This window comes from Burkholderia sp. MSMB1589WGS, assembly GCF_001636105.1.
In the GTDB taxonomy this organism is placed as follows: Bacteria; Pseudomonadota; Gammaproteobacteria; order Burkholderiales; family Burkholderiaceae; genus Burkholderia; species Burkholderia humptydooensis.
Genome location: NZ_LNJT01000006.1, coordinates 269,474 through 292,364 on the forward strand (window position 1 = coordinate 269,474; position 22,891 = coordinate 292,364).

The window sequence follows — 22,891 nt, forward strand, 5'->3', positions numbered from 1 at the left end:
CCCTGGCGGCGCGGGCGTGCTCACGCCGACTCGAGCAGTTGCGCGGCGAGCGCCTGCATGCGCGCGTTCGCCGCGCGGGGACCGAACGCCTCGATCTTGCGCGACGCATGGGCGACGAGCGCCGCGCGCAGCGCGTCGTCGGCGAGCATCCGCTCGATCGCGTCCGCGAGCGCCGCGGCATCGCCGAGCGGCACGAGCAGCCCGCCGCGACCGCCGTCGAGCTGATCGCGCGGCCCCGTCGGACAATCCGACGAGATTACCGGCGTGCCGAGCGCCATCGCCTCGCCGAGCACCATCGGCAAACCCTCGTAGCGGCTGCTCAGGATCAGCATGTCGGCCGCGCGCACGTATGGAAACGGATTCGCGCAAAAGCCCGCGAACTGCACCGCATCGCACAGCCCGAGCTCCGTCGCGAGCCGCTCGAGCGCGCCACGGTCAGGACCGTCGCCCAAGAGCACGAGGCGCGGCGCGTCGGCACGGCGCGCACGCACTTTCGCATACGCACGCAGCAAAGTCCGATGGTCCTTCTGCCCTTCGTCGAGGCGCGCGACCGACACGATGAAACGCCCGGCTGGCAGTTCGGCCGGCTCGTCCGCACGCCCGCGCAGCGCCGCCGGATCGATCACGTTCGGCAGTGCGGTGACGACGACGCGGGTATTCGCGAAGAGCGGCTCGGCCTCGCGCTGCATACCGGGCGTGAGCACCGCGAGCGCCGCGTAGCGCTCGTACTGGCGAACGCGCCGCGCCATGTACGACGTGCTCTTGTCGCCGAACCGCGCGGCGAAGCTGTAATGGCTGACGCCGATCCACGGCATGCCGCCGCGCCCCGCAATACGGCGCAGCGAGAAATCGAAATCACAGACCACGTCGTAGCCGCGCGCGAGTTGCAGGAATCGGCGCGCGACGGCCGGCCGGATCAACGCATGCGTCGACGCCTTGTGCAACAGCTTCTCGCCGCCGCGCAGCTTGCGCACGCGCTCGCGCTGGTGGAGCGCATGCATCCACCGCTCGGGCGCAAGCACCTGCAGCGCGACGTCGGGCGGAATCGCCTTCGCGCACCACGTCGTCAGATCCGGCGTCGGATACGTGACCGACAGTCCGATCTCGAACACGCGGCGATCGAGCGCGTTGAGCCACGCGAGCAGCGCAGTCTCCGTGCCGCCCCGGCCGAAGTCGTTGATGTGAAACAGGATGCGCACGTGCCGGGCGCCCGGGCGGGCGAAGCCGGCCGACGCGGCGGCCTGCTCGAGGAGCGTAAGGGGCGGCGCGTCGGGCGCGACGGGCGTCGTCATCGTGCGTCTCCGTCTTGCGACACGCGCGGCGCGCGCGCCTCGCGTTCGCCTTGGCCGAGCAGGAAACCCGCGAACGACCAGAACGCGAGCATCGTCGTCTGCCACATGAAATCGTCGACGGTGTTCTTCGCGATCATCCCGACGACGAGCGCGAGCCCCGCCGCGGACACAGCCGGCACGCCGCGCCTGAGCCGCCAGAACGCGGCCGCGAGACTCACGAACAGCATCGCCTCCAGCGCGACGCCGATATAGCCCGTCTGCAACCACGTGTTGAGGAACAGGTTGTGCGCATGCGTGAGCGCCTGCGGCTCGATCTGCAACAAGAGCGGCGGCGCGTCGGCCGCGTACGCGTGTCCGGGCAGCGGCTTGCCAAAGCCGACGCCGAGCCACGCATGCTGCTTACCCTGCTCGGCATAGAATGCCCAGAGCTTCGGGCGCGTGTCGGACGACAGCGTATCGCCGAGCGCGTTCAGCTCGCCCGGCACGTAGACCCGCTGGCCGGCGACCGTGATGTCGCGCGCGGCCGACGACGCCGAAGCGGTTGCGGCGGACGCGGACGGATCGCGCTCGCGCGCGCTGTATTCGAGCAACCCGAGCGCCGCGGCGCCGAGGACCATGATCGCAACGACGCTCATGCCGAGCCGGCGCCGATAGAGCGGATAGAACGCGACCACGAGCGTCGCCCCCGCCGCCGGCCAGAAGAAGCGGTTCAGGCTCGCGAGCCCGACGAAGCCGCACGCGAAGAGCCCGACCACGCCGATCACGCGCCAGCGAACGCGCATCAGCAGCGCGGCGAAGAGCGGCATCGCGAACACGACGAGCGTGCTCGTGTGGCCGACGCGGTTGTAGAAGCGAACCGGGAAGATATCCGGCGTGGGCGGCTGCAGACGCCCCCAGTAGAACGCGCTGAGGAGCGCAAGCAGCACGCACGCGGCCCATACGACAAGCACCGGCCATTCGGGACGCTTCACGCGCGAGCCGAACAGCCAGAAGCCCCAGAACGTGACGAGCGGATACAGCACCTCGTCGAACCACGCGCGCAGACTGATGCGCGGATACAGCGACCAGCCGACCGACGCGAGGCTCCACGCAGCCCATGCGACGATCGGCAAAACGAGCGGCCATTGCCGGAACGGCGGCCGGCTCGCGGACAGGATGCCGGCAAGCGTGCCGACGCCGATCAACGCGAGCGTCGTGTTGACGACCCCGTTCATGTGGCCGAACATCACGCCGAACATCAGCGTGGGACACGCGATCCAAAGCACGCGCTCGACGCGCGATGTCGTAATCGTCATCGACTTGAACTTGACGGCGCAAGCGCCAAAACGTTTTGCAGCGCACGATGCACCGCATCCACTGAAAGACGTCCCATGCAGTCTGCATGGTCGTCGCGCCACGCGACGCAGGTCGTCGCATTCCGGTCGCAGCGCCGCACCCATGCGACGTGACGCCGGAAAATCGACGGCTGGTCGCGGCACGGCATGTCCGCGATCGTCAGCGCGACGAATGGCGCGTCCTGCCAATAGCGGCCCGCGCCATGAATACCGGCGTTGCCGGGGCCGAACAGCGCGACGGTCGGCACGCCGACGAGACGCGCGAGATGCGCGATGCCGGTATCGGGGCATACGACAGCCTGCGCGCCGGCGAGCACGTGCCACAGATCGGCCAGGCCGAGCCGCCCCGCGAGATTCGGCTGCGCGGGATCAGGACCGATCTCGGCGACGAGCTCGACTTCGCTCGGTCCACCGCTCCAGACGGGCAGATAGCCTTGCTCCTCGATGCGGCCCGCGAGATCGAGCCAGCGCGCGGACGGCCAGCGCTTGACCGCCGTGCTCGCGCCCGGATGGAGCACCACGTAGGGCCGCTCGCGCAACGCGGCGGGCAGCGGCGCGCTTGCCTGCGGCGCCGGCCAGTCGGACGGGCGATAGAGGCGCGGCGCGGGCCCGTCGACGAGCGCCGCAGCGAAATCGGCCCAAGCGGCGGGCGCTTCCGGATACGGAACCGGCTCGTCGACCGGCCAGTTCTTCCACGCGGGCGTATCACCCGCATGCGCGACGATCCAGCGGCAGCCCGCGCCGAGCGCAAGCCAACTGTGGCGGTTGTCGCCCGCGACGATGCCGAGATCGTACGGTCCCGACGCGAGGAGACGCCTGACCGACGAGCCGTCGCGCGGATCGAACGCGAGCGCGTCGACGCCGAACGGCCGCTTCGCGTAAAGCGGCGCAATCGCCTTCGGGCACGCCAGCACGATCTGCGCATCCGGGTGCTGCTCGCGCAGCTTCGCGACGAGCGGCGTCAGCAGCAACGTGTCGCCGAGCAGCAGATGATGCGCGATCAGGATGCGCCGCAGACGAACGGGCCTGCGCCGCAACGGCTTGAGAGCGAGCCTCGGCAGCGCTCGCGAGAAGATGTGGATCCGGCCGTGAAGTCTGCTCATTCGATTAGATCAACGGCCGATCGATTCCGTCACTTGTGGTGCGATGCGCCGGAGGCCGGCCGAAAGCCGTTTCGTCATGCAGAATTTCCACGATTCATATTGCGGGGGACAAACCGGAACGCGCCGGAACCCTCGTGAGACATCCGCGAAACCAACGCGCATTCCTCGTCACCGGGCCCAAGTACGCGGCTCGGCCCGCGACGCATTGCACATGCGCGCGAGGCCGAGCGGAACCCGCTGAGTATACCATTCGGCCCAGACGCTTCCGGAGCCAATATCCTGATGAAAGGCCGGGCCGGGCGACGCGCGAACGCGCGTCACCGCAGCCCGTCGCCCGCAGCCTCGGCGGCCAGATCGAGCAATTGCGCGACGTGGCGCGCGACGCCCGGATCGTACTGGATCGCTGCATGCGCCGCAGCGCCCGATTCGACGCGCACGGCGCCCGCCCTCGCCCGCCGCACGGCTTCATCGAGCACACCGCGTAGCCCGGCCGCGTCGCCGGGCGCGAACACGAGCTTCGCCGACGGCGCGATCGCGTCGCAGCAGCCGACGTTCGACGACAGAATGACGGGCGTGCCGCACATCACCGATTCGATGCCGACAAGCCCGAACGGCTCGTACTTCGACGCGAGGATCGTGAAATCGGCGGCACGGTAGCCGTCCTCGATGTCCTTCACGTAGCCGACGTAGCGCAGCCGCTCCGACGTTCGCTCGGGCGGCCGGCCGGCGACAGCGACGACGACGCCCGGCCCGGCGTCACGCAGCACCGCTTCGATGAGCGGCAGCCCCTTGCGCTCGTGGCTGCTCGACGGGAACAGCAGCACGACCTCGTCGCCGGCGAAGCCGAAGCGCGTGCGCAGCTCGGCACGGCGCACGGCGTCGACGGGCGTGAAGCGCGCGGCGTCGACGGGCGGGAACAACACGCGGATCTTGTCGTCGCCGAGCCCGTAGAAGCGGCGCAGTTCGTCGCGCATCAGCATCGAATGCGCGACGACAAAGCGCGCGCGCTCGTATTGACGGCGTTCGAGCGCGATCTGACGGCGATCGGAGCACGTCGGCGTGCGGCCGATCGCATCGAGAAAGCCGAGATGCGTGCCGCCGCAAATCGCGATGTCAGACGAATCGACGCGATTGCAGCCGATCAGCACGTCGACGGGTGACGCGCGGCGAGCCGCGCGCAGGCGCCATGAGAACCATGCGTCTCGGCACTTGCCGGGCAGGAACGAAACGTTGATCCGGTGCGGCTCGACGAACCGGTATTCCGGCACCGACGAATCGAACGATCGCGCAAAGATCGAAGGCCGGACCCCGACGGCGGCAAGACCGCGTGCGAGGTCGATCGCATAGCGCTCGAGCCCGCCGCCGTACTTGAGCGCGTTGCACGACAGGCCGATTTTCATCGGATCGCGACCATCGCGCTCGCCGGACGACCGCCCGGCCGGACGTGCGCCGCTCACCCTGCGTCCTGCTGGAACTGGATGCGATGCAGGTGCGCGTACAGTCCGCCCTGCTCGAGCAGTTCGCGGTGGCTGCCGCTTTCGACGATCTTGCCGCCTTCGAGCACGAGGATCCGGTCCGCGCGCTCGATCGTCGACAGGCGGTGCGCGATCACGAGCGTCGTGCGCCCCTTCATCAGCGTCTCGAGCGCCGCCTGCACGTGTCGCTCGGATTCGGAATCGAGCGCGGACGTCGCCTCGTCGAGAATCAGGATCGGCGCATCCTTGTAGATCGCGCGGGCGATCGCGAGACGCTGGCGCTGACCGCCCGACAGCCGCATCCCGTTGTCGCCGACGAGCGTGTCGATGCCGTCGGGCATCGCGGTGACGGTCTCCCACAGATTCGCCGCGCGCAGCGCCGCCTCGACGCGGTCGCGCTCGGGCGTCTGGCCGTAAGCGACGTTCGCGGCGATCGTGTCGTTGAAGAGCACGACGTCCTGGCTCACCATCGCGATCTGGTTGCGCAGGTCATGCAAGCTGTACTCGGGCAGCGCGACGCCGTCGACGCGCACCGCGCCCGACGACGGATCGAAGAAGCGCGGAAGCAGATTGACGAGCGTCGTCTTGCCGCTGCCCGACGGTCCCGCGAGCGCGACCATCTCGCCCGGCGCGACGGTAAACGACACGTCGTCGAGCGTTTGCCGGCCGTCGCGCGGCATGCCATACGAGAACGACACATGGCTGAACTCGATCGCGCCCGACGCGCGTGCGAGCGGCTTGCCCCCCCCTTCAGGCTCGCACGGCTCGTCGATCAGCCCGAAGATCAGCTCGGCCGCCGTCATCCCGCGCTGCAGCGGCTGGTTCACGTCCATCAGGTGCTTGAGCGGCGAAATGATGAGCAGCATCGCGGTCACGAATGCGACGAAGCCGCCGACCGTCGTCTGATCGTTCGCCGACTGGACGACCGCGATCGTCAGCACGACGGCGAGCGCGATCGACGCGAGAAACTGCGTGAGCGGCTGCGCAAGCCCGCCCGACACGGTCATCCGCATCGAATAGCCGCGCAGCTTGCGGCTCAGCTCGTTGAAGCGCCCGATCTCGTATGGTTCGCCGTTATGAACCTTGACGACCTTGTAGCCGCCGACCGTCTCTTCGACGATGTACGCGAGCTGGTTCGTGAGCGTCTGATGCTCGCGGTTCAGGCGGCGCAGCCGCCGGTTGATCTTGCCGACGAGCCAGCCGATGCACGGCAACAGGATCGCGACAATGAGCGTCAGGCGCCAGTTCAGATAGAACAGATAGCCAAGCAGGAAGACAACCGTCAGCGAATCGCGCACGAGCGTGATCGTGACGCCCATCAGCACGCTCAGCACCTGGTTCACTTCGAACACGACCGCGTTGATCACCGTGCTCGCCGTCTCGCGCTGGAAGAACGATACGCCCGTGTGAATCATCCGCTCGAACATCTGGATCCGCAGATCGAGCAGGATGCGGTTCGACACGTACTGCAGCAGATAGCCGGACGCGTATTGCGCGAGCGCGCGCGCAAGCGCGAGGCCGACGACCGCCACGGGCACATACAGCTTCGTCGTCATGTCGCCCTTCGAGCCGAAGCCGTGGTCGAGAAGCGGCTTGAGCAGCGCGGGAATCCCGGCTTCCGTCGCGGCAACCGCCGCCATCGCGAGCACGCCGGCGACGAGCACCCATACGAGCGGTTTCACGTACGGCCAAAGGCGGCGCATCACAACGGCGGGCGACGACGCGTCCTGGCCGCCGATCGGTTTGCTTAGGGTAGGCTTGACGCTCAAAATGTCCTCGGGAGAATCCGGAAAACGTGCAGGAGGATCAGTAGACGATCTCGACGACGCTGCCGCCGAACGCCGCGCGCAGGTCGGCGAGCAGCGCGTCGCTCGGCTTCACGCGCCACGCGTCGCCCAGGCGCATCTCGCCCTGCGCGCGCGCATTGCTGTAGGCGATCCGCACCACGAGGCCGTTCGGTATCACCACCTGCGCGCGCCGCCCGCCTTCGCGGCCGCCGCGCGGCGCCGGCGCCTCGGCGGGGGGCGTGTCGTCGGCTTTCGCGACGTGCGCTTCGAGCACGCGGCGCAGCGCCGCCGCGTCCGCGTTGCCGTTCATCGTCATCCGCACCGCCTGCGCGTAGCGGCTGCGCGCGCGCTCGAGATCCATCACGGAATCGGCGGTGAAGCGGATCCCGCCCGTGAACGCGTCGTTGCGCGCCTGCCCCTGGACGATCAGCAGTTCGTCTTCCTTGAAGAGTGCGCGGTTCACGTCGAACTGCTCGTTGAACACGGTGACTTCGCACTGGCCAGTGCCGTCGTCGAGCAGTGCGATCACCATCTTGCCGCGCTGCGTCATCTGCGTGCGCAGCGACGCGATCACGCCGGCCACCACCTTGTCGCGCCCTTCCTTCAGCTCGCCAAGCTTCTGGCGCACGAAACGGCGCACCTCGTCGCGATACGCGTCGAACAGGTGGCCGGACAGATAGAAGCCGAGCGCGCTCTTCTCCTCCTGCAGGCGGCGCTTGTCGTCCCAGGCGGGCTCGTCGACGAGCGCGTGCTGGTGCGCGGGCACGCCGCCGATGTCGAAAAGGCCCGCCTGCAGCGCGTTCGCGGCCGCCTGCTCGGCGGCCTCCATCGCGAGCGGCACCGACGCGAGCAATTGCGCCCGGTTCGCGTGCAGCGAATCGAGCGCGCCCGCGCGGATCAGCGCCTCGATCGTGCGGCGGTTCACGATGCGCCGGTCGATCCGCTCGCAGAAATCGAACAGATCGGCGAACGGCTTTTCCTCGCGTGCGCGCAGGATCTCCTCGATCGCGTTCTGGCCGCTGCCCTTGATCGCGCCAAGGCCGTAGCGGATCGTGCACGAACGCTTGCCGTCGGCTTGCGCGACCGGCTCGAAGCGGTAATGCGATTGATTGATGTCGGGCGGCAGCACGGCGATGCCGTTGACGTCGCAATCGTCGAACAGGATCTTCACCTTGTCGGTGTCGTCCATCGCGAGCGTCATGTTGGCCGCCATGAATTCGGCCGGATGGTGCGCCTTCAGCCACGCGGTGTAGTACGCGAGCAGCGCGTACGCAGCCGCGTGCGACTTGTTGAAGCCGTAGCCCGCGAACTTCTCCATCAGGTCGAAGATCTCGTCGGACTTCTCGCGCGTGAGGCCGTTCTTCGCGGCGCCCTCCGCGAAGATCTCGCGATGCTGGGCCATCTCCTCGGGCTTCTTCTTGCCCATCGCGCGGCGCAGCAAGTCCGCGCCGCCGAGCGAGTAGCCGCCGATGATCTGCGCCATCTGCATCACCTGCTCCTGATAGACCATGATCCCGTAGGTCTCTTTCAGGACGGGTTCGACGCGCATGTCGGGATACTCGACCTTCTCGCGCCCGTGCTTGCGCGCGCAGAAGCTCGGAATCAGGTCCATCGGGCCCGGTCGGTACAACGACACGAGCGCGATGATGTCCTCGAAGCGGTCGGGCTGCGCATCCTTCAGCATGCCCTGCATGCCGCGGCTTTCCAACTGGAACACGGCGACCGTGTTGGCCTTCTTGAGGATCTGGAACGACGTCGGATCGTCGAGCGGCACCTGCGCGAGCGACCAGTCGGCCTTCGACGGATCGAGCCGGCGGATGTAGCGCTCGGCCCAGTCGAGGATCGTCAGCGTGGTCAGCCCCAGAAAGTCGAACTTCACGAGGCCGACGGCTTCGACGTCGTCCTTGTCGTACTGGCTGACGACGCCGCCGTCGTCGCCCTGCGTGTAGAGCGGGCAGAAGTCGGTCAGCTTGCCGGGCGCGATCAGCACGCCGCCCGCGTGCATCCCGACGTTGCGCGTCAGGCCCTCGACGCGCTGCGCGAGATCGAGCAACTGGTGGACTTCGTCCTCGTTGTCGTAGCGCTCCTGCAGGAGCGGCTCTTCCTTCATCGCATCGGCGATCGTCACGTGCTTGCCCGGCTTGAACGGGATCAGCTTCGCGACGCCGTCGGTGAACATGTAGCCCAAGTCGAGCACGCGGCCGATGTCGCGCACGGCCGCCTTCGCGGCCATCGTGCCGAAGGTGGCGATCTGCGACACCGCGTCCGCGCCGTACTTCTCCTTCACGTACTGGATCACGCGATCGCGCCCGTGCTGGCAGAAGTCGATGTCGAAGTCGGGCATCGACACCCGCTCCGGATTCAGGAAGCGCTCGAACAGCAGGTTGTAGCGCAGCGGATCGAGGTCCGTGATGCCGAGCGAATACGCGACGAGCGAGCCCGCGCCCGAGCCCCGGCCCGGCCCCACCGGCACGCCGTTGTTCTTCGCCCAGTTGATGAAGTCCGCGACGATCAGGAAGTAGCCCGGAAAGCCCATCTTCTTGATCGTGCCGCACTCGAAATCGAGACGTTGGCTGTACTTGTCGCGCTGCGCTTCGCGCTCGGCCTCGTCCGGATAGAGTTGCACGAGGCGCTTCTCGAGCCCTTCCTGCGACAGTTGCACGAGGTAGTCGTCGAGCGACATGCCGTCGGGCGTCGGGAAGAGCGGCAGCTTCGGCTTGCCGAGCTCGAGCGTCAGGTTGCAGCGCTTCGCGATCTCGACCGTGTTCGCGAGCGCCGAAGGCAGATCGGCGAACAACGCGACCATGTCGTCCTGCGTGCGGAAGAACTGCTCGGTCGTGAAGCGCTTCTGGCGGCGCGGATTCGCGAGAATGTCGCCTTCCGAGATGCACACGCGCGCCTCGTGCGCGGTGAAGTCGTCAGCCGTCATGTACTGCAGCGGATGCGTCGCGACGACGGGCAGCATCAGCTCGGCCGCGATCGTCACCGCCTGCTGGATGTACGCTTCCGCGCCCGGCTGGCCGTGGCGCTGCAATTCGATATAGAAGCCGCCCGGGAACACCTGCGACCAGCGCTGCGCGTGGCGGCGCGCGGCCGCCTCGTTTCCCGCCGCGAGCGCGAGGCCGATGTCGCCCTGCTGCGCGCCGGACAGCGCGAGCAGCCCTGCGGCGAGCTCGCCTTCGAGCCAGTTCGCGTCGAGCTCCGCGCGGCCGCGGTATTGGTTCGTGAGCCACGCCTTCGACAGCAGCTCGCAGAGGTTCAGGTAGCCGCGCTTGTCCTTGACGAGCAGCAGCAGCCGCGACGGCTTGTCGCGATCGTCGTGGTTGGTGATCCAAACGTCGCAGCCGGCGATCGGCTTGATGCCCGCGCCGCGGGCTTCCTTGTAGAAACGGACGAGACCGAACGCGTTGCCGAGATCGGTCAGGGCGAGCGCGCCCTGACCGTCTTCGGCCGCCGACTTGACGATATCGTCGAGACGCACGATGCCGTCGGCAATCGAGAATTCGGAGTGAACGCGAAGATGAACGAAACGGGGATCTGACATGGGCGCTATTGTAGCCGGCCCGGGGGCCCGGCATCGTTCGCGGCGGCCAAAAAATCGCCGCGTCGGCCGTTCGGCCGAGTGCCGGCACAAGGCCGCGGGCGGCAAAGCCGCGCGCGACGGCGATTCGCCGCGGCCCGCAGCGGCGCCGCGGCGCGACGCCGACGCACGTCGTCCATTCGGCCGACTGCGGAAAGCCGCGCGGTTTGCGGGATAATACGGTTTTTCCGTTTTCGCCCGCTTGGCGCCCGGCCGCCCCGCCGCGCCCCGCCGCGCCCGTTTCGCGTGGCCTCGCCGCCGGGCTGCAGCCCCGCCTTACTGTCCGAACCTCATGACCACCGTCAATCTCGCCGCCTACCGTTTCGTCTCGCTCGACTCGATCGAGCAATGGCGGCCGCTCATTGCCGAGCGCTGCAACGCGCTCGGGCTGCGCGGCACGATCCTGCTCGCGCCCGAAGGGATCAACCTGTTCATCGCGGGCCCGCGCGACGCGACCGGCGCGTTCGTCGATTACCTTCGCCACGATCCGCTCTTCGAAGGCAAGTTCGCCGATCTGGCGTTCAAGGAGAGCCTGTCCGATTCGCAGCCGTTTCGCCGGATGCTCGTGCGCCTGAAGCGCGAGATCATCACGATGAAGATGCCCGCGATCAAGCCGGAGCTCGGCCGCGCGCCGTCCGTCGACGCGCGCACGCTGAAGGCGTGGCTCGACCGGGGCCGCGACGACGCGGGCCGCCCCGTCGTGATGCTCGATACGCGCAATGCGTTCGAAGTCGACGTCGGCACGTTCGACAACGCGCTCGACTACCGGATCGACAAATTCAGCCAGTTCCCCGGTGTGATCGAGGCGAACCGCGCGGACCTCGAAGGCAAGACCGTCGTGTCGTTCTGCACGGGCGGCATTCGCTGCGAGAAGGCGGCGATCCACATGAAGGACGCCGGCATCGAGAACGTCTACCAGCTCGAAGGCGGGATCCTCAAGTACTTCGAGGAGGTCGGCGGCGCGCATTACCACGGCGACTGCTTCGTGTTCGATTACCGCACCGCGCTCAACCCGCAGCTCGAGCCGACGGCCGACGTCACGTGCTTCGCATGCCGCGCGGTCGTGCCGGCCGACGCGCAACAGTCGCCGCTCTACGTGCCCGGCAAGTCCTGCCCCGCCTGCCATCACCCGGACAATTCGGGCAACCCGGGCGAGCGCGCGGACCGCCCCGCCGAACCGGCGCGCGCCCCTTGACCCGCTTCGCCGCGCGTTGCATCGGATGACACGCTATCGCGGGCGCTTCGCGCCGTCGCCCACCGGCCCGCTGCACTTCGGCTCGCTCGTCGGCGCGCTCGCGAGCTGGCTCGACGCCCGCGCGTGGGGCGGCGCGTGGCTCGTGCGGATCGAGGACATCGACGGGCCGCGCACGGTGCCCGGCGCGGCCGACGACATCCTCGCGACGCTGCGCAGCTTCGGCTTCATCGCCGACGAGCCGTCCGTCTGGCAAAGCGCGCGCATCGCACGCTACGAAGCGGCGCTCGCGCGGCTCACCGCCGCAGGGCTCGTCTATCCGTGCGGCTGCACGCGCAAGGAGATCGCCGATTCGCTGCGCGCCGCGCACGAGCGGCACACGACGCTCGCGTATCCCGGCACGTGCCGAACGGGCCTGCACGGCAAACCCGCGCGCGCATGGCGGCTGCGCGTGCCGGACGGCGCGGCGGCCGTCGTCACGTTCGACGATCGCTGGCAGCGCGCGCAGACACAGAATCTCTCGACCGAAGTCGGCGACTTCGTGCTCAAGCGCGCGGACGGACAATGGGCGTATCAGCTCGCGGTCGTCGTCGACGATGGCGATGCGGACATCACGCACGTCGTGCGCGGCGCCGACCTGCTCGACTCGACCGCTCGCCAGATCTACCTGCAGCGCTGCCTCGGCCTGCCGACGCCGCGCTATCTGCACGTGCCCGTCGTCGTCGATGCGAACGGTGAAAAGCTCAGCAAGCAGACGGGCGCGACGGCGCTCGATCCCGCCGCGCCGCTGCCCGCGCTCGCCGCGGCCGCGCGGCATCTGGGACTCGCGCTCGACGATGCGGCGTGCGCGTCGCTCGACGCGTTCCAGTCAGCCGCGATCGCCGCGTGGGACACGCGCTTCGGGCCGAACGCGCGTCGCTGAGGGCGCCGGCCGGAATACGCGCCCTCGTCGCTTCGATAGTCACCCGGCCGCGCCGTTCGCGATTCACCGATTCACCGATTCACCGATTCACCGATTCACCGATTCACCAATCCGCCGATTCACCGATATCGCGCTCACGCGCTCCGTCGCCGTGCCCCTCCCGGGCCTCGCCCTCGCCGAGCCGGGCGATTCCGCCGGCTCCCGGCCGCGACCGCAGCCCTTTTGCGTCACCGCCCCGATCGCCGTTCCCGCTCCGCTCGCCCGCAAAAAGAAAAGGCGGATGCTCGCGCGTCCGCCCTCTTCCCATCGGCCCGGCGCCGTTTCCGGCGCCCGATGTTCAATTCCGCGTCACGACGACGACGTCTTGCGCGGCATCCCGAACCCGCCCAGCAGCGCGGCGAGCGGCTGCTTGGGCGCCTTCTTCTCCGGCTGCACGGGCGTCGCCTCTTCCGGCTTGCTCGCGGACGGCGACGGCACGTACGGCTTCAGGAAGAAATCGTCGATCGGCGCTTCGCGGCGCGGATGATACGCGCGCTCGCCGCCCGCCGAACGGCGGCCGGCCGATGCGCCGCGGCGCTCGTCGCGGTCGCGCTCGCGGCGGCCGCCGCGCTCGTCATGGCGATGGCGCGGCAGGTCGAGCTCGAGCGTTTCGAGCGACAGCGTCCGCTTGATCAGCTTCTCGATGTCGGCAAGCTGCTTGCGCTCGTTCGGGCTGCACAGCGACAGCGCGTCGCCCGACGCGCCCGCGCGCCCCGTGCGGCCGATCCGGTGCACGTAGTCTTCCGCATTGAACGGCAGATCGAAGTTGATGACGGCCGGCAGTTCGACGATGTCGAGGCCGCGCGCCGCCACGTCGGTCGCGACGAGCGCTTCGATCTCGCCGCGCTTGAACGCGTCGAGCGCCTGCATCCGCTCGCTCTGCGAACGGTCGCCGTGAATCGCGGCCGCGACGATGCCGTCGCGCTCGATCTGGCGCGCAAGGCGGCTCGCGCCGATCTTGCTGTTGCAGAACACGATCACCTGCTTGAGCGAGCGGTCGCGGATCAGCTTGACGACGGCCGCCTGCTTGTCGCCCTCGGCGACGTCGTAGACGATCTGCGTGACGGTGGACGCGGCCGCGTTGCTGCGCGCGACCTCGATCGTCTGCGGATCGCGCAGGTAGGTGGACGCGAGCTTCTTGATCTCGGGCGAGAACGTCGCCGAGAAAAGCAGCGTCTGACGCTCTTTCGGCAGCAGGTTCAGGATGCGCTGCAGATCGGGCAGGAAGCCCATGTCGAGCATCCGGTCGGCCTCGTCGAGCACGAGGATCTGCACCTGACCGAGATTCGCGGTCTTCTGCTGGACGTGATCGAGCAGGCGCCCCGGCGTCGCGATCAGGATCTCGACGCCGCGGCGCAACTCGGCCATCTGCGGGTTCATGTCGACGCCGCCGAACACGACGGCGCTGCGCAGCGGCGTGTGCTTCGCGTACGCGTGCACGTTCGCGGCGACCTGATCGGCAAGCTCGCGGGTCGGCGTGAGGATCAGCGCACGCACCGGATGGCGGGCAGGCGACGCGCTCGTGTTCGCCTGCGGCAGCAGCCGCTGGATGATCGGCAGCGAAAAGCTCGCGGTCTTGCCGGTGCCGGTCTGCGCGGCGCCCATCACGTCGCGGCCGGACAGCACGACCGGAATCGCCTTCGCCTGGATCGGCGTCGGCGTCGTATAGCCCTGCTCGGCAATCGCTTTCAGGATCTCGGCGGCAAGGCCGAATTGATCGAACGTCGCGTCGACAGGCTTGGCAACAGAATCGGACATGGTGGCGTTTCGCTCAAAAGGCGCGGCGGGACATCTTGCGCACGGCCTGCTCGCTCGCGAGACAGGCGGCGCACCCCACTTCGGAATGAATACGAAGCCGCGGCGCGCCGCAGGGCGCCGCCGGCGCTTGAGGCCATCCGGGCCGCGCGCGAGGCTTCGTCCGGCAGGAGCGCCGGCAGAAAGGGGCGTATTGTAGCATCCCTCGCGAAACGGCTCGGTCGGCGGGCAAGCATCGGCGATCCGCGCGGCAGGGCCGCCGAAGCCGGCCCTGCGCGACGGCCCCCGCGACATGATGCGCGCCGCCGCGCGGCGGCGATATGACGCATTGGCGATCCGGCGACGGCGCACGCTCCGACGCTCAGCCCTTCCCGCGCTTCTTGCGGACCTCGCTGCAGCCGCCGAGCACGGGCGGCGCGTGCTCGCCCGCGATTTCGTCGTACAGGTCCGCGTCGCGCCCCTTCGTCCACCAGACGTAGCGGCCCGCCTGATAGCGCGCCCCCGACGCCGACACGGTGTCGACGAACAATAGCCGCGTGCCGTTGACGGGCACGAGCGCGAAGCTCTGGCCGTTGCCCGCGCGCCAGTACGACACCCGCACCGGCTTCGGCTCGTTCGCGCACTGATAGACGACGGTTTCGCGCGCGTCGGCGTCGATTTCCTCGACGGTCAGCCGCGCCGCGTGCGCGGCGCCCGCGGCGGCGGCGCACAGACCGGCGGCGCCGATCGCCGCCCGCGTTATCTTGTTCATGTCCTTCCTCGTCGAGCGATGGAGGCGAGCCGTGCGAGCGCCGCACGCCGCTCCGTCAATCCGGATCGATCACGCCCGCGCACGCGTCGGTCGGCGCGGCCGCGACGTGGCCCACGACGGGCACGACCTTCAGCCCCGCCGACGCGACCCGGCACGGCGCGGCGGCGAGCCCGCAGCCCGCCGTCGACGCACACAATGCAACGATCAACATCCACTTCATTGCCGCCTCCTCTCCCGGCCTCGCCGCGCGCGGGTGCGCGGCATCGGGCCGGAAACCACGACTGCCGAGAGCCCGGCGGCTGGCGGCGCGACCGGCACGATCCGGTTCCGGCGAGCGCATTCGCCGGCGCGCGCGATGCGCGCCTTCCTTCGTCAGCGCGCGGACACCGGACGCACCGCGGCGGCCGCCCGCTTCGCGCGCTCGCGCGCTTCGTCGACATTCGCGCCCGTCGCGAGCGCGACGCCCATCCGGCGCTTCGCGAAGCTCTCCGGTTTGCCGAACAGGCGCAGGTCCGCGCCCGGCACCGCGAGCGCGTCGCGCACGCCCTCGAACGCGATGCCCGCCTCGTCGAGCCCGCCGTAGATCACGGCCGACGCGGCGGGCGTCGCGAGCGCGGGCTCGACCGGCAGGCCGAGGATCGCGCGCGCATGCAATTCGAATTCCGACTGGCGCTGCGACGCGAGCGTCACGAGCCCCGTGTCGTGCGGACGCGGACTCACTTCGGAGAACCAGACGTCGTCGCCGCGCACGAACAGCTCGACGCCGAAGATCCCGCGGCCGCCGAGCGCGCTCGTCACGCGATGCGCGATGTCGCGCGAGCGCTCGAGCGCCTTCGCGCTCATCGGCTGCGGCTGCCACGATTCGACGTAGTCGCCCGCAACCTGCACGTGCCCGATCGGCTCGCAGAAATAGGTGTGCGTGTCGAGGCTCGCCGGATCGATCGCGCGCACCGTGAGCTGCGTGATCTCGTAATCGAACTCGACGAAGCCCTCGACGATCACTCGGCCGTGATTCACGCGGCCGCCCGCCATCGCGTACTGCCACGCGGGCTCGACGTCCGCGTCGCGCCTGAGGACCGACTGCCCCTTGCCGGACGACGACATCACGGGCTTCACCACGCACGGGAAACCGATCTGCGCGACGGCCGCCTTGAACGCGTCGAACGACTGCGCGAACGCGTACGGCGACGTCGGCAGCCCGAGCTCCTCGGCCGCGAGCCGGCGAATGCCCTCGCGATTCATCGTGAGCTGCGTCGCGCGCGCGGTCGGGATCACCTCGGCGACGCCGGCCGCTTCGATCGCGGCGAGCGCGTCGGTCGCGATCGCCTCGATTTCCGGCACGACGAGATGCGGGCGCTCGGCGTCGACGAGCGCGCGCAGCGCGTCCGGATCGGTCATGTCGATCACGTGCGCGCGATGCGCGAGCTGATGGCCGGGCGCGTTCGGATAGCGATCGACGGCGATCACTTCGACGCCGAGCCGCTGCAACGCGATGATGACTTCCTTGCCCAACTCGCCCGCGCCGAGCAGCATGACGCGCGTGGCGGACGGCGAAAGCGGCGTGCCGAGCCGCTGACCGATCTGCATGAGATTTCCCGCTGGATGATGGATGGAGAAAACGACTTGCGATGCTAACACGCGGGGCTTGGGAGCCGGGATCGCGCGCTCGCGCGCCTCTTGCGTTCTCCACGCCTGTCGCGTCGCTCGGCGGTCATCGCGGCGTCGACGGCTTCAAGCGCGCCCGCCGCGATCCGTCGGCCCGCCGTCGGTCGACAGCGCCGCTCGCCTCGCGAACGCGAAGACATCCGCATCATCGATGCAATGCGCGGACCCGGCACGTCGGCGACACCCACGATAAGGCGCCGTGGGCAGGACGAGCGCGGGGAACGCAACGGGCACGCGTCATCCTTGCCTCCCACACGCCCGCGTCTCGCAACCATCCCTTGTCAATCAGCCGCCAATCGGTCGCCAATCGGTCGCGACACCCCGCATTGCCGCCGAATCGCGCAAGAAACGCATCGCATCGTCGCCGCAAAACGCATGAACGAACGCGTGCGGCGACTGTCCGCTCGCGTCCGACGACACGAGTGCGTTACCCTTACGGCTTCGCCCGCAACATTGAAGATTCGAAGAGGAACGAGGTCATGTTCAATTCATCCGCAGCCGCGCACGTGCGCTTTCGCATCGTCCGCTCGCTGCGCGCGCCGCTCGGCGCGCTGACCGTCGCCGCGCTTCTCGCCGCCTGCACGATGCCGACTCATCCCGATTCGAGCGCCCCCGCCCCCGATCCGTTCAACCCCGCGACGATCCAGTTGATCGACGACACGAGCTGGGAGCTCGTCGGCTGGCGCAACGCCGACGGCTCGGCGCGCGACATCCCGCACGGCGACAACGGCGAGCCGATCAAGCTCGCGCTGTCGACCGAAACGGGCGTGCGGCGCGCGGCCGGCTTCTCGGGCTGCAACCGTTACATGGGCACCTACGACGTGAAGAACGGCGTGCTCGCGTTCGGCCCGCTCGCCGGCACGCGGATGGCGTGCGGCGCGCCCGCGCGCGCCGCGCTCGAGCGCGACTACCTCGCCGCGCTCGGCCACATCTCGAAGGCTGGCGTGCAGATGCGCGCCCCGCAGCAACTGATCATCATCACCGACGACGGCGCGACGCTGACGTTCGCGCGACGCGACGGCAAGTAAGCGCCGCGCGGCGCGCGGCGGACGGCCCTGCCGGCGAACCGGACGGCGGGCGTCATCCGCCGGGCCGCGCGCACGACGGCGGCGCGACGGTGCGCCGTTCCTGAAAACATCTTCGTCGACCGGTTAAACTCGACGGCGTCGCGCGTCGCGCCCCGTCCTCCTCCTGTTTCTGAGCATGCAAACGGTAGTCCTCGGCTGGTTCGGCTTTTCGGCCGTCTGGTTCATTCCTCTTTTCTGGCGGCTCGCCAAGGCGTCGCTGCCGGGCGGCGGCGGCCTCGCGGGCCCCGGCTCGATCCGGCTATGGCTCGGCTTCTTCTGCGTGCTGATCGCGAGCTGCACGCTCGCGACCGCGCTGACGGGCGACGCGACGACGAACGCGCTCGGCCACGCGCTCGCGGGCGGCTTCGAGCGCGTGTTCGGCCACGTCGGCACGCCGTTCGCGATGGTCGCGCTGTTCGTCGTCGGGCTGCCGTGGCTCGTCGGCGTCCGCTGGCGGCAGGTGAACACGTGGCTCGACGCATCGTTCGGCATCCGCTTCGCGCGCGAGCGCGGCGACGAGGAATCGCGCGGCGTCGCGGACCTGCCGCGCGCCGCATTGCACCGCGACGACGACCGGCGCGTGCGCCGCGCGGCCGACGTGCAGCCGACGACCGCGCATACGATCAACCCGATGGCGCCACGGCAGAACGGCCGTTATGCGCGGCCGACGCTCTGGAAGCCGAACGACGCGCAGCGCGGCGACCGGCGCAACGCGCCGGCGGGCGCCGCGGCGCGGGCCGCCGTCGAGCCGGCCGCGCCGGCCGGCTGGCTCAAGCCGGGCGCGCCGTCGCGGGGCGCGGCATCGACTGCGGCAGCGGGAACGGTGACGGCCGGCGTCGCGAAAACGGCCGGCGCCGGCACGTCGACGGCCGCATTCGCAAAGGCTGCCGGCACCGAGCCGGCGAAAACGGCCGGCATCGCCATGCCCGCCGACAACGCGCCGATGACGGTCGATCCGACGCCATCGGCGAGCGGCATGCCGAAGACCGCCGGTCTCGCGATGCCGGGAAGCGGCATCGCGAAAACGCCGCCCCCCGTTTCGGCCACGCCCGCGGCAACCGCCGCCGCGAAGCCTGCCGCCGCGAAGCCTACCGGTGCGGCGATGGCGTCGGGCGGACTGCCGAAGGCGGCGAGCCACGCGGCATCGACGGGCGGGGCAGCCGCCTCGCTCGTTATGCCCGTTGCACCCGGTTCGTCGGCGACGTCGCCCGCCGCGTTCGCGCCGGCTGCGACCGGCGTCGCGAAGCCGATCGGATCGACCGCAGCCGTCGCAGCGATCGGCAAACGCGCGCAAGCGCGCCCGGCCCCGCCCGATCCGCGCTTCGCGCCGCGCCGGCCGGTGACGCAGGCCGCCGTGTCGGCGGCCCGCAATCGGCCGATGACGTTCACGCCGTCGCGGCAGGCAACCGTCGCGGCGCGCGACGGCGCCGCGACGCCCCCGCAACCCGCAGCCCGCGCGCAGACGGCGGCGGCACCCGCCGAGATCGCGCGCAAGCGGCCGGCGGGCCCGGCGCGCGCGCCGCTCTATGCGTGGAACGAGAAGCCTGCGGAACGCATCGCGCCTGCGGCGAGCGTGCACGAGACACTGCGTTCGATCGAGGCCAGCGCCGCGCAATGGACGGCGCTGGCGGGCGCAACGGGCGCAGCCGCAGCACCTGGGACGGCGCGTGAATCGATGATTGCATCGGCTGCGCCGTCGCACGGCGCGGCGGTGACGGCCGCGTCGGGCAGGCACGCGCCGACGACCGCGGAAACGGCCGCCGTCGCGGCCCCTGCGGGCATCGCAACGGTTGCGCCGGCTGACGATGGAATCGCGCCGTGCGTCGCCGACGGCGTCACCTGCGCTGCCGAGGACGGCGTAATCGCTGCCGTCGAATCGACGACGGTATGCGCGGCGCCCGCAGCCGTCGGCTCCGACGCGATCGCCGACGCCGACGCCGACGCCGACGCTCGCGCGGCTGCGTCGGCCGTCGATCCCGCTTCCAGCGTCGGCATGGGCACATGTGTCGCGCACGGCCGAGAAACGGACATCGCCGTCGAGGCGGCGCTGACGGCGACCGAAGAGGCGCGTCCTGATAACGCGTCCTTCGCACCCGACGCCGCCGACATGCCGCTGTCGACGGTGAAATCGATGAGCGCCGCCGCCTCGAACGGGAACGAACGGCACCCCGCCGCCGTCCCGGCAGGCGTCGCGCCTGCTTCGCCGTCCGCTGCCGCGACCGCCGCTGATGTCGGCTCACAAGCCGCGGCGATGAACGCCGACGCGATGGATCGCCAGTCGATCGCGACCGCGAGCAACGAGACCGCCCAAGCCGTTGCGCGGCCGGCCGTCGCCGCCGATTCGCGCGCGGCGACGAGCGTGTCGCCCACGGTCGACGACATGCCACGCGCGCTCGCGCCACGGGAGGACGCGAGCGATACCGCCGCTGCGGCCGCTGCCTCCGCGACCACGCAAACCGAATCGCGCATGCAATTGCAATCGCAATCACAATCGCCGCGAGCCGCGACCGCAATCGGCGCGACCGCTTCGCAACCGGCGCCCATCGCGCCGCAATCGAGCGGCGCGGCCGCCCTCCTCCGATCGGGCGACGCCACTGCCCGTCCCACGACGGGCATTCAGCACAGCGAGGCGCAAGCCGCGACGCAAAGCGTGACAGCGCCCGCTCCGGACAAGACCGCGGCAGCCATATCGAACGACTCGAACGTCCAAAGCGCACCTGCTTCGGCCATGTCGCCGGCTGCGCCGGCGACGCCGGGCGCCGCGGCGGCCCCGGTCGTTTCGGCGCCTTCCACGGCGCAGACGTCGACAGGCCATGCAGCAGGCGCGATCGGCATCGTCGGCGCGGCATTCGGCATGCTCGACGCGGCCCGCGCGGCGGCCGCGACTGAGCCGGCCGCAACGGCAAGCGCGAACGCCACGACGCCTGCTGTCGGCGCACCCGCGTTCGATCGAGCCGCATCCGGTGCCACTGCCGCGCCGCCGAACGTGCCGAATGCGACGCTGCCCGGCAGCGCCAAGCCAAGCGCGGCCGTATCGAATTCGATCGCGTCGCTTACCGGCGCATCGGCCGTCGCATCGAGCGCGAGCACGCCGGCGATTGCGTCGACAGGTGTCGCAACCTCGGTCGCCTCCACGGCGGACAGCATTTCACCGAGCGTCGCTCCTGCGCTCGCCGCCGCGTCGAATGCGATCGTGTCGCCCGCCGGTGCATCGGCCGCCGCGCCGGACGTTGCGCAAGCCACGCGAGTCGCCGGCGCACCAGGCACGCCGGAAACGCCCGCCCCATCGCCCGTCTCCGCCACGTCGACGGCGCCCGCCCCCCCAGCCGAACGCCGTCCCCCGCCGAGCCCGCCCGCCCGACCCGCCCGCCCGCGCCGAACGCGTTCGAGTTCCACGCGCCCGCCGCGTCGAACGTCGAGCTGCCGACGCTCGACCTGCTCGAGCCCGCCTGCGACACGATCGAGGCGATCTCCGACGAGCATCTCGCGCAAACCGGCCAGATCATCGAGCAGCGCCTGCAGGAGTTCAAGGTGCCGGTGACGGTCGTCGGCGCGTCGGCGGGCCCGGTGATCACGCGCTTCGAGATCGAGCCCGCGCTCGGCGTGCGCGGCAGCCAGATCGTCGGCCTGATGAAGGACCTGTCGCGCGGCCTCGGCCTCACGTCGATCCGCGTCGTCGAGACGATCCCCGGCAAGACCTGCATGGGCCTCGAACTGCCGAACGCGAAGCGCCAGATGATCCGCCTGTCCGAAATTCTCGCGTCGCGCCAATACCAGCACTCGGCATCGCAACTCACGATCGCGATGGGCAAGGACATCACCGGCAACCCGGTCGTCACCGATCTCGCGAAGGCGCCGCACATGCTCGTCGCCGGCACGACGGGCTCGGGCAAGTCGGTCGCGATCAACGCGATGATCCTGTCGCTGCTGTACAAGGCGACGCCCGAGGACGTGCGGCTCATCATGATCGACCCGAAGATGCTCGAGCTGTCGGTCTACGAAGGCATCCCGCATCTGCTCGCGCCCGTCGTCACCGACATGAAGCTCGCCGCGAACGCGCTCACCTGGTGCGTCGGCGAGATGGAGAAGCGCTACCGGCTGATGTCCGCGCTCGGCGTGCGCAACCTCGCGAGCTTCAACCAGAAGATCCGCGACGCCGTCGCGAAGGAAAAGAAGATCGGCAACCCGTTCTCGCTGACGCCGGACGATCCCGAGCCGCTGTCGACGCTGCCCCTCATCGTCGTCGTGATCGACGAGCTCGCCGATCTGATGATGGTCGCCGGCAAGAAGATCGAGGAGCTGATCGCGCGGCTCGCGCAGAAGGCGCGCGCGGCCGGCATCCATCTGATCCTCGCGACGCAGCGCCCGTCCGTCGACGTGATCACGGGCCTCATCAAGGCGAACATTCCGACGCGCGTCGCGTTCCAGGTGTCGTCGAAAATCGACTCGCGCACGATCCTCGACCAGATGGGCGCCGAATCGCTGCTCGGCCAGGGCGACATGCTGTTCCTGCCGCCCGGCACGGGCTACCCGCAGCGCGTGCACGGCGCGTTCGTCGCGGACGAGGAAGTGCACCGGATCGTCGAATACCTGAAGCAGTTCGGCGAGCCGCAGTACGAGGAAGGCATTCTCGACGGGCCGAGCGCGGAAGGCGGCGCACAGGATCTGTTCGGCGAAGCGCCGGACGCGGAAGCCGATCCGCTCTACGACGAGGCCGTCGCGTTCGTCGTGCGCACGCGGCGCGCGTCGATCTCGTCGGTGCAGCGGCAGTTGCGCATCGGCTACAACCGCGCGGCGCGGCTCGTCGAGCAGATGGAAGCGGCCGGCCTCGTATCGCCGATGGGCATCAACGGCAGCCGCGAAGTGCTCGCGCCGCCGCTGGCCGAGTAAGCGCGGCGGGACGCGGCGGCGCGAAGCGCGGCACGGCTT

Annotated in this window: 13 protein-coding genes and 1 pseudogene; 4 read left to right on the top strand and 10 right to left on the bottom strand. The window is 69.8% G+C overall.

The features are described 5' to 3' along the window. Positions 1-20 precede the first annotated feature (20 nt). The 6 genes from WT16_RS03610 to dnaE all read right to left on the bottom strand — a co-directional run bounded on the left by WT16_RS03610 (position 21) and on the right by dnaE (position 10,535). Positions 21-1,292, bottom strand: coding sequence for a glycosyltransferase (locus WT16_RS03610; protein WP_006025029.1), 1,272 nt, complete (start codon positions 1,290-1,292; stop codon positions 21-23). Beyond that, positions 1,289-2,587: an O-antigen ligase family protein gene (locus WT16_RS03615; RefSeq protein WP_063532729.1), complete on the bottom strand. Its 1,299-nt coding sequence runs from the start codon at positions 2,585-2,587 to the stop codon at positions 1,289-1,291. Before WT16_RS03615 ends, WT16_RS03610 begins: the two co-directional genes overlap by 4 nt. Beyond that, positions 2,584-3,729, bottom strand: a complete 1,146-nt coding sequence (locus WT16_RS03620) for a glycosyltransferase family 9 protein (RefSeq protein WP_015601946.1) — start codon at positions 3,727-3,729, stop codon at positions 2,584-2,586. Before WT16_RS03620 ends, WT16_RS03615 begins: the two co-directional genes overlap by 4 nt. Positions 3,730-4,046: 317 nt before the next feature. Next, positions 4,047-5,129: a glycosyltransferase family 4 protein gene (locus WT16_RS03625; RefSeq protein ID WP_063533045.1), complete on the bottom strand. Its 1,083-nt coding sequence runs from the start codon at positions 5,127-5,129 to the stop codon at positions 4,047-4,049. Positions 5,130-5,182: 53 nt separating this feature from the next. Further along, entirely contained in the window at positions 5,183-6,973 is a 1,791-nt protein-coding gene (gene msbA / locus WT16_RS03630) for a lipid A export permease/ATP-binding protein MsbA (protein WP_043282092.1), read from the bottom strand. Positions 6,974-7,010: 37 nt separating this feature from the next. Further along, a complete protein-coding gene (gene dnaE / locus WT16_RS03635; RefSeq protein WP_063532730.1) occupies positions 7,011-10,535 on the bottom strand; it encodes a DNA polymerase III subunit alpha in 3,525 nt (1,174 codons plus the stop codon). A gap of 328 nt (positions 10,536-10,863) precedes the next feature. Between dnaE and WT16_RS03640 the strand changes: the two genes are divergently transcribed. After that, positions 10,864-11,766: a sulfurtransferase gene (locus WT16_RS03640; protein WP_059934710.1), complete on the top strand. Its 903-nt coding sequence runs from the start codon at positions 10,864-10,866 to the stop codon at positions 11,764-11,766. 25 nt (positions 11,767-11,791) lie between these two features. Continuing rightward, positions 11,792-12,685: a tRNA glutamyl-Q(34) synthetase GluQRS gene (gluQRS, locus tag WT16_RS03645; protein ID WP_063532731.1), complete on the top strand. Its 894-nt coding sequence runs from the start codon at positions 11,792-11,794 to the stop codon at positions 12,683-12,685. A gap of 348 nt (positions 12,686-13,033) precedes the next feature. On the opposite strand, the gene WT16_RS03650 is transcribed toward gluQRS, so the two are convergent. The 4 genes from WT16_RS03650 to purT all read right to left on the bottom strand — a co-directional run bounded on the left by WT16_RS03650 (position 13,034) and on the right by purT (position 16,817). Beyond that, entirely contained in the window at positions 13,034-14,482 is a 1,449-nt protein-coding gene (locus WT16_RS03650) for a DEAD/DEAH box helicase (RefSeq protein ID WP_006025021.1), read from the bottom strand. Positions 14,483-14,840: 358 nt separating this feature from the next. Next, a complete protein-coding gene (locus tag WT16_RS03655) occupies positions 14,841-15,230 on the bottom strand; it encodes an MliC family protein (protein ID WP_006025019.1) in 390 nt (129 codons plus the stop codon). A gap of 55 nt (positions 15,231-15,285) precedes the next feature. After that, positions 15,286-15,450 (bottom strand): DUF6726 family protein, encoded by a 165-nt coding sequence (locus WT16_RS33435; RefSeq protein WP_015602246.1) that lies wholly within the window; start codon positions 15,448-15,450, stop codon positions 15,286-15,288. Positions 15,451-15,602: 152 nt separating this feature from the next. Then, positions 15,603-16,817: a formate-dependent phosphoribosylglycinamide formyltransferase gene (gene purT / locus WT16_RS03660; protein WP_015602086.1), complete on the bottom strand. Its 1,215-nt coding sequence runs from the start codon at positions 16,815-16,817 to the stop codon at positions 15,603-15,605. A 557-nt stretch (positions 16,818-17,374) separates the two neighbouring features. On the opposite strand from purT, the gene WT16_RS03670 reads away from it, so the two are divergent. Then, positions 17,375-17,923 (top strand): META domain-containing protein, encoded by a 549-nt coding sequence (locus tag WT16_RS03670; protein WP_063532732.1) that lies wholly within the window; start codon positions 17,375-17,377, stop codon positions 17,921-17,923. Positions 17,924-18,098: 175 nt separating this feature from the next. Further along, positions 18,099-22,852: pseudogene (locus WT16_RS03675) on the top strand (DNA translocase FtsK). The last annotated feature ends 39 nt before the right edge of the window (positions 22,853-22,891 follow it).

Coding starts and splice junctions, on each gene's coding strand:
- WT16_RS03610 (WP_006025029.1), bottom strand. CDS start 1,292: ATGACGACGCCCGTCGCGCCCGACGCGCCGCCCCTTACGCTCCTCGAG.
- WT16_RS03615 (WP_063532729.1), bottom strand. CDS start 2,587: ATGACGATTACGACATCGCGCGTCGAGCGCGTGCTTTGGATCGCGTGT.
- WT16_RS03620 (WP_015601946.1), bottom strand. CDS start 3,729: ATGAGCAGACTTCACGGCCGGATCCACATCTTCTCGCGAGCGCTGCCG.
- WT16_RS03625 (WP_063533045.1), bottom strand. CDS start 5,129: ATGAAAATCGGCCTGTCGTGCAACGCGCTCAAGTACGGCGGCGGGCTC.
- dnaE (WP_063532730.1), bottom strand. CDS start 10,535: ATGTCAGATCCCCGTTTCGTTCATCTTCGCGTTCACTCCGAATTCTCG.
- WT16_RS03640 (WP_059934710.1), top strand. CDS start 10,864: ATGACCACCGTCAATCTCGCCGCCTACCGTTTCGTCTCGCTCGACTCG.
- gluQRS (WP_063532731.1), top strand. CDS start 11,792: ATGACACGCTATCGCGGGCGCTTCGCGCCGTCGCCCACCGGCCCGCTG.
- WT16_RS03650 (WP_006025021.1), bottom strand. CDS start 14,482: ATGTCCGATTCTGTTGCCAAGCCTGTCGACGCGACGTTCGATCAATTC.
- WT16_RS03655 (WP_006025019.1), bottom strand. CDS start 15,230: ATGAACAAGATAACGCGGGCGGCGATCGGCGCCGCCGGTCTGTGCGCC.
- WT16_RS33435 (WP_015602246.1), bottom strand. CDS start 15,450: ATGAAGTGGATGTTGATCGTTGCATTGTGTGCGTCGACGGCGGGCTGC.
- purT (WP_015602086.1), bottom strand. CDS start 16,817: ATGCAGATCGGTCAGCGGCTCGGCACGCCGCTTTCGCCGTCCGCCACG.
- WT16_RS03670 (WP_063532732.1), top strand. CDS start 17,375: ATGTTCAATTCATCCGCAGCCGCGCACGTGCGCTTTCGCATCGTCCGC.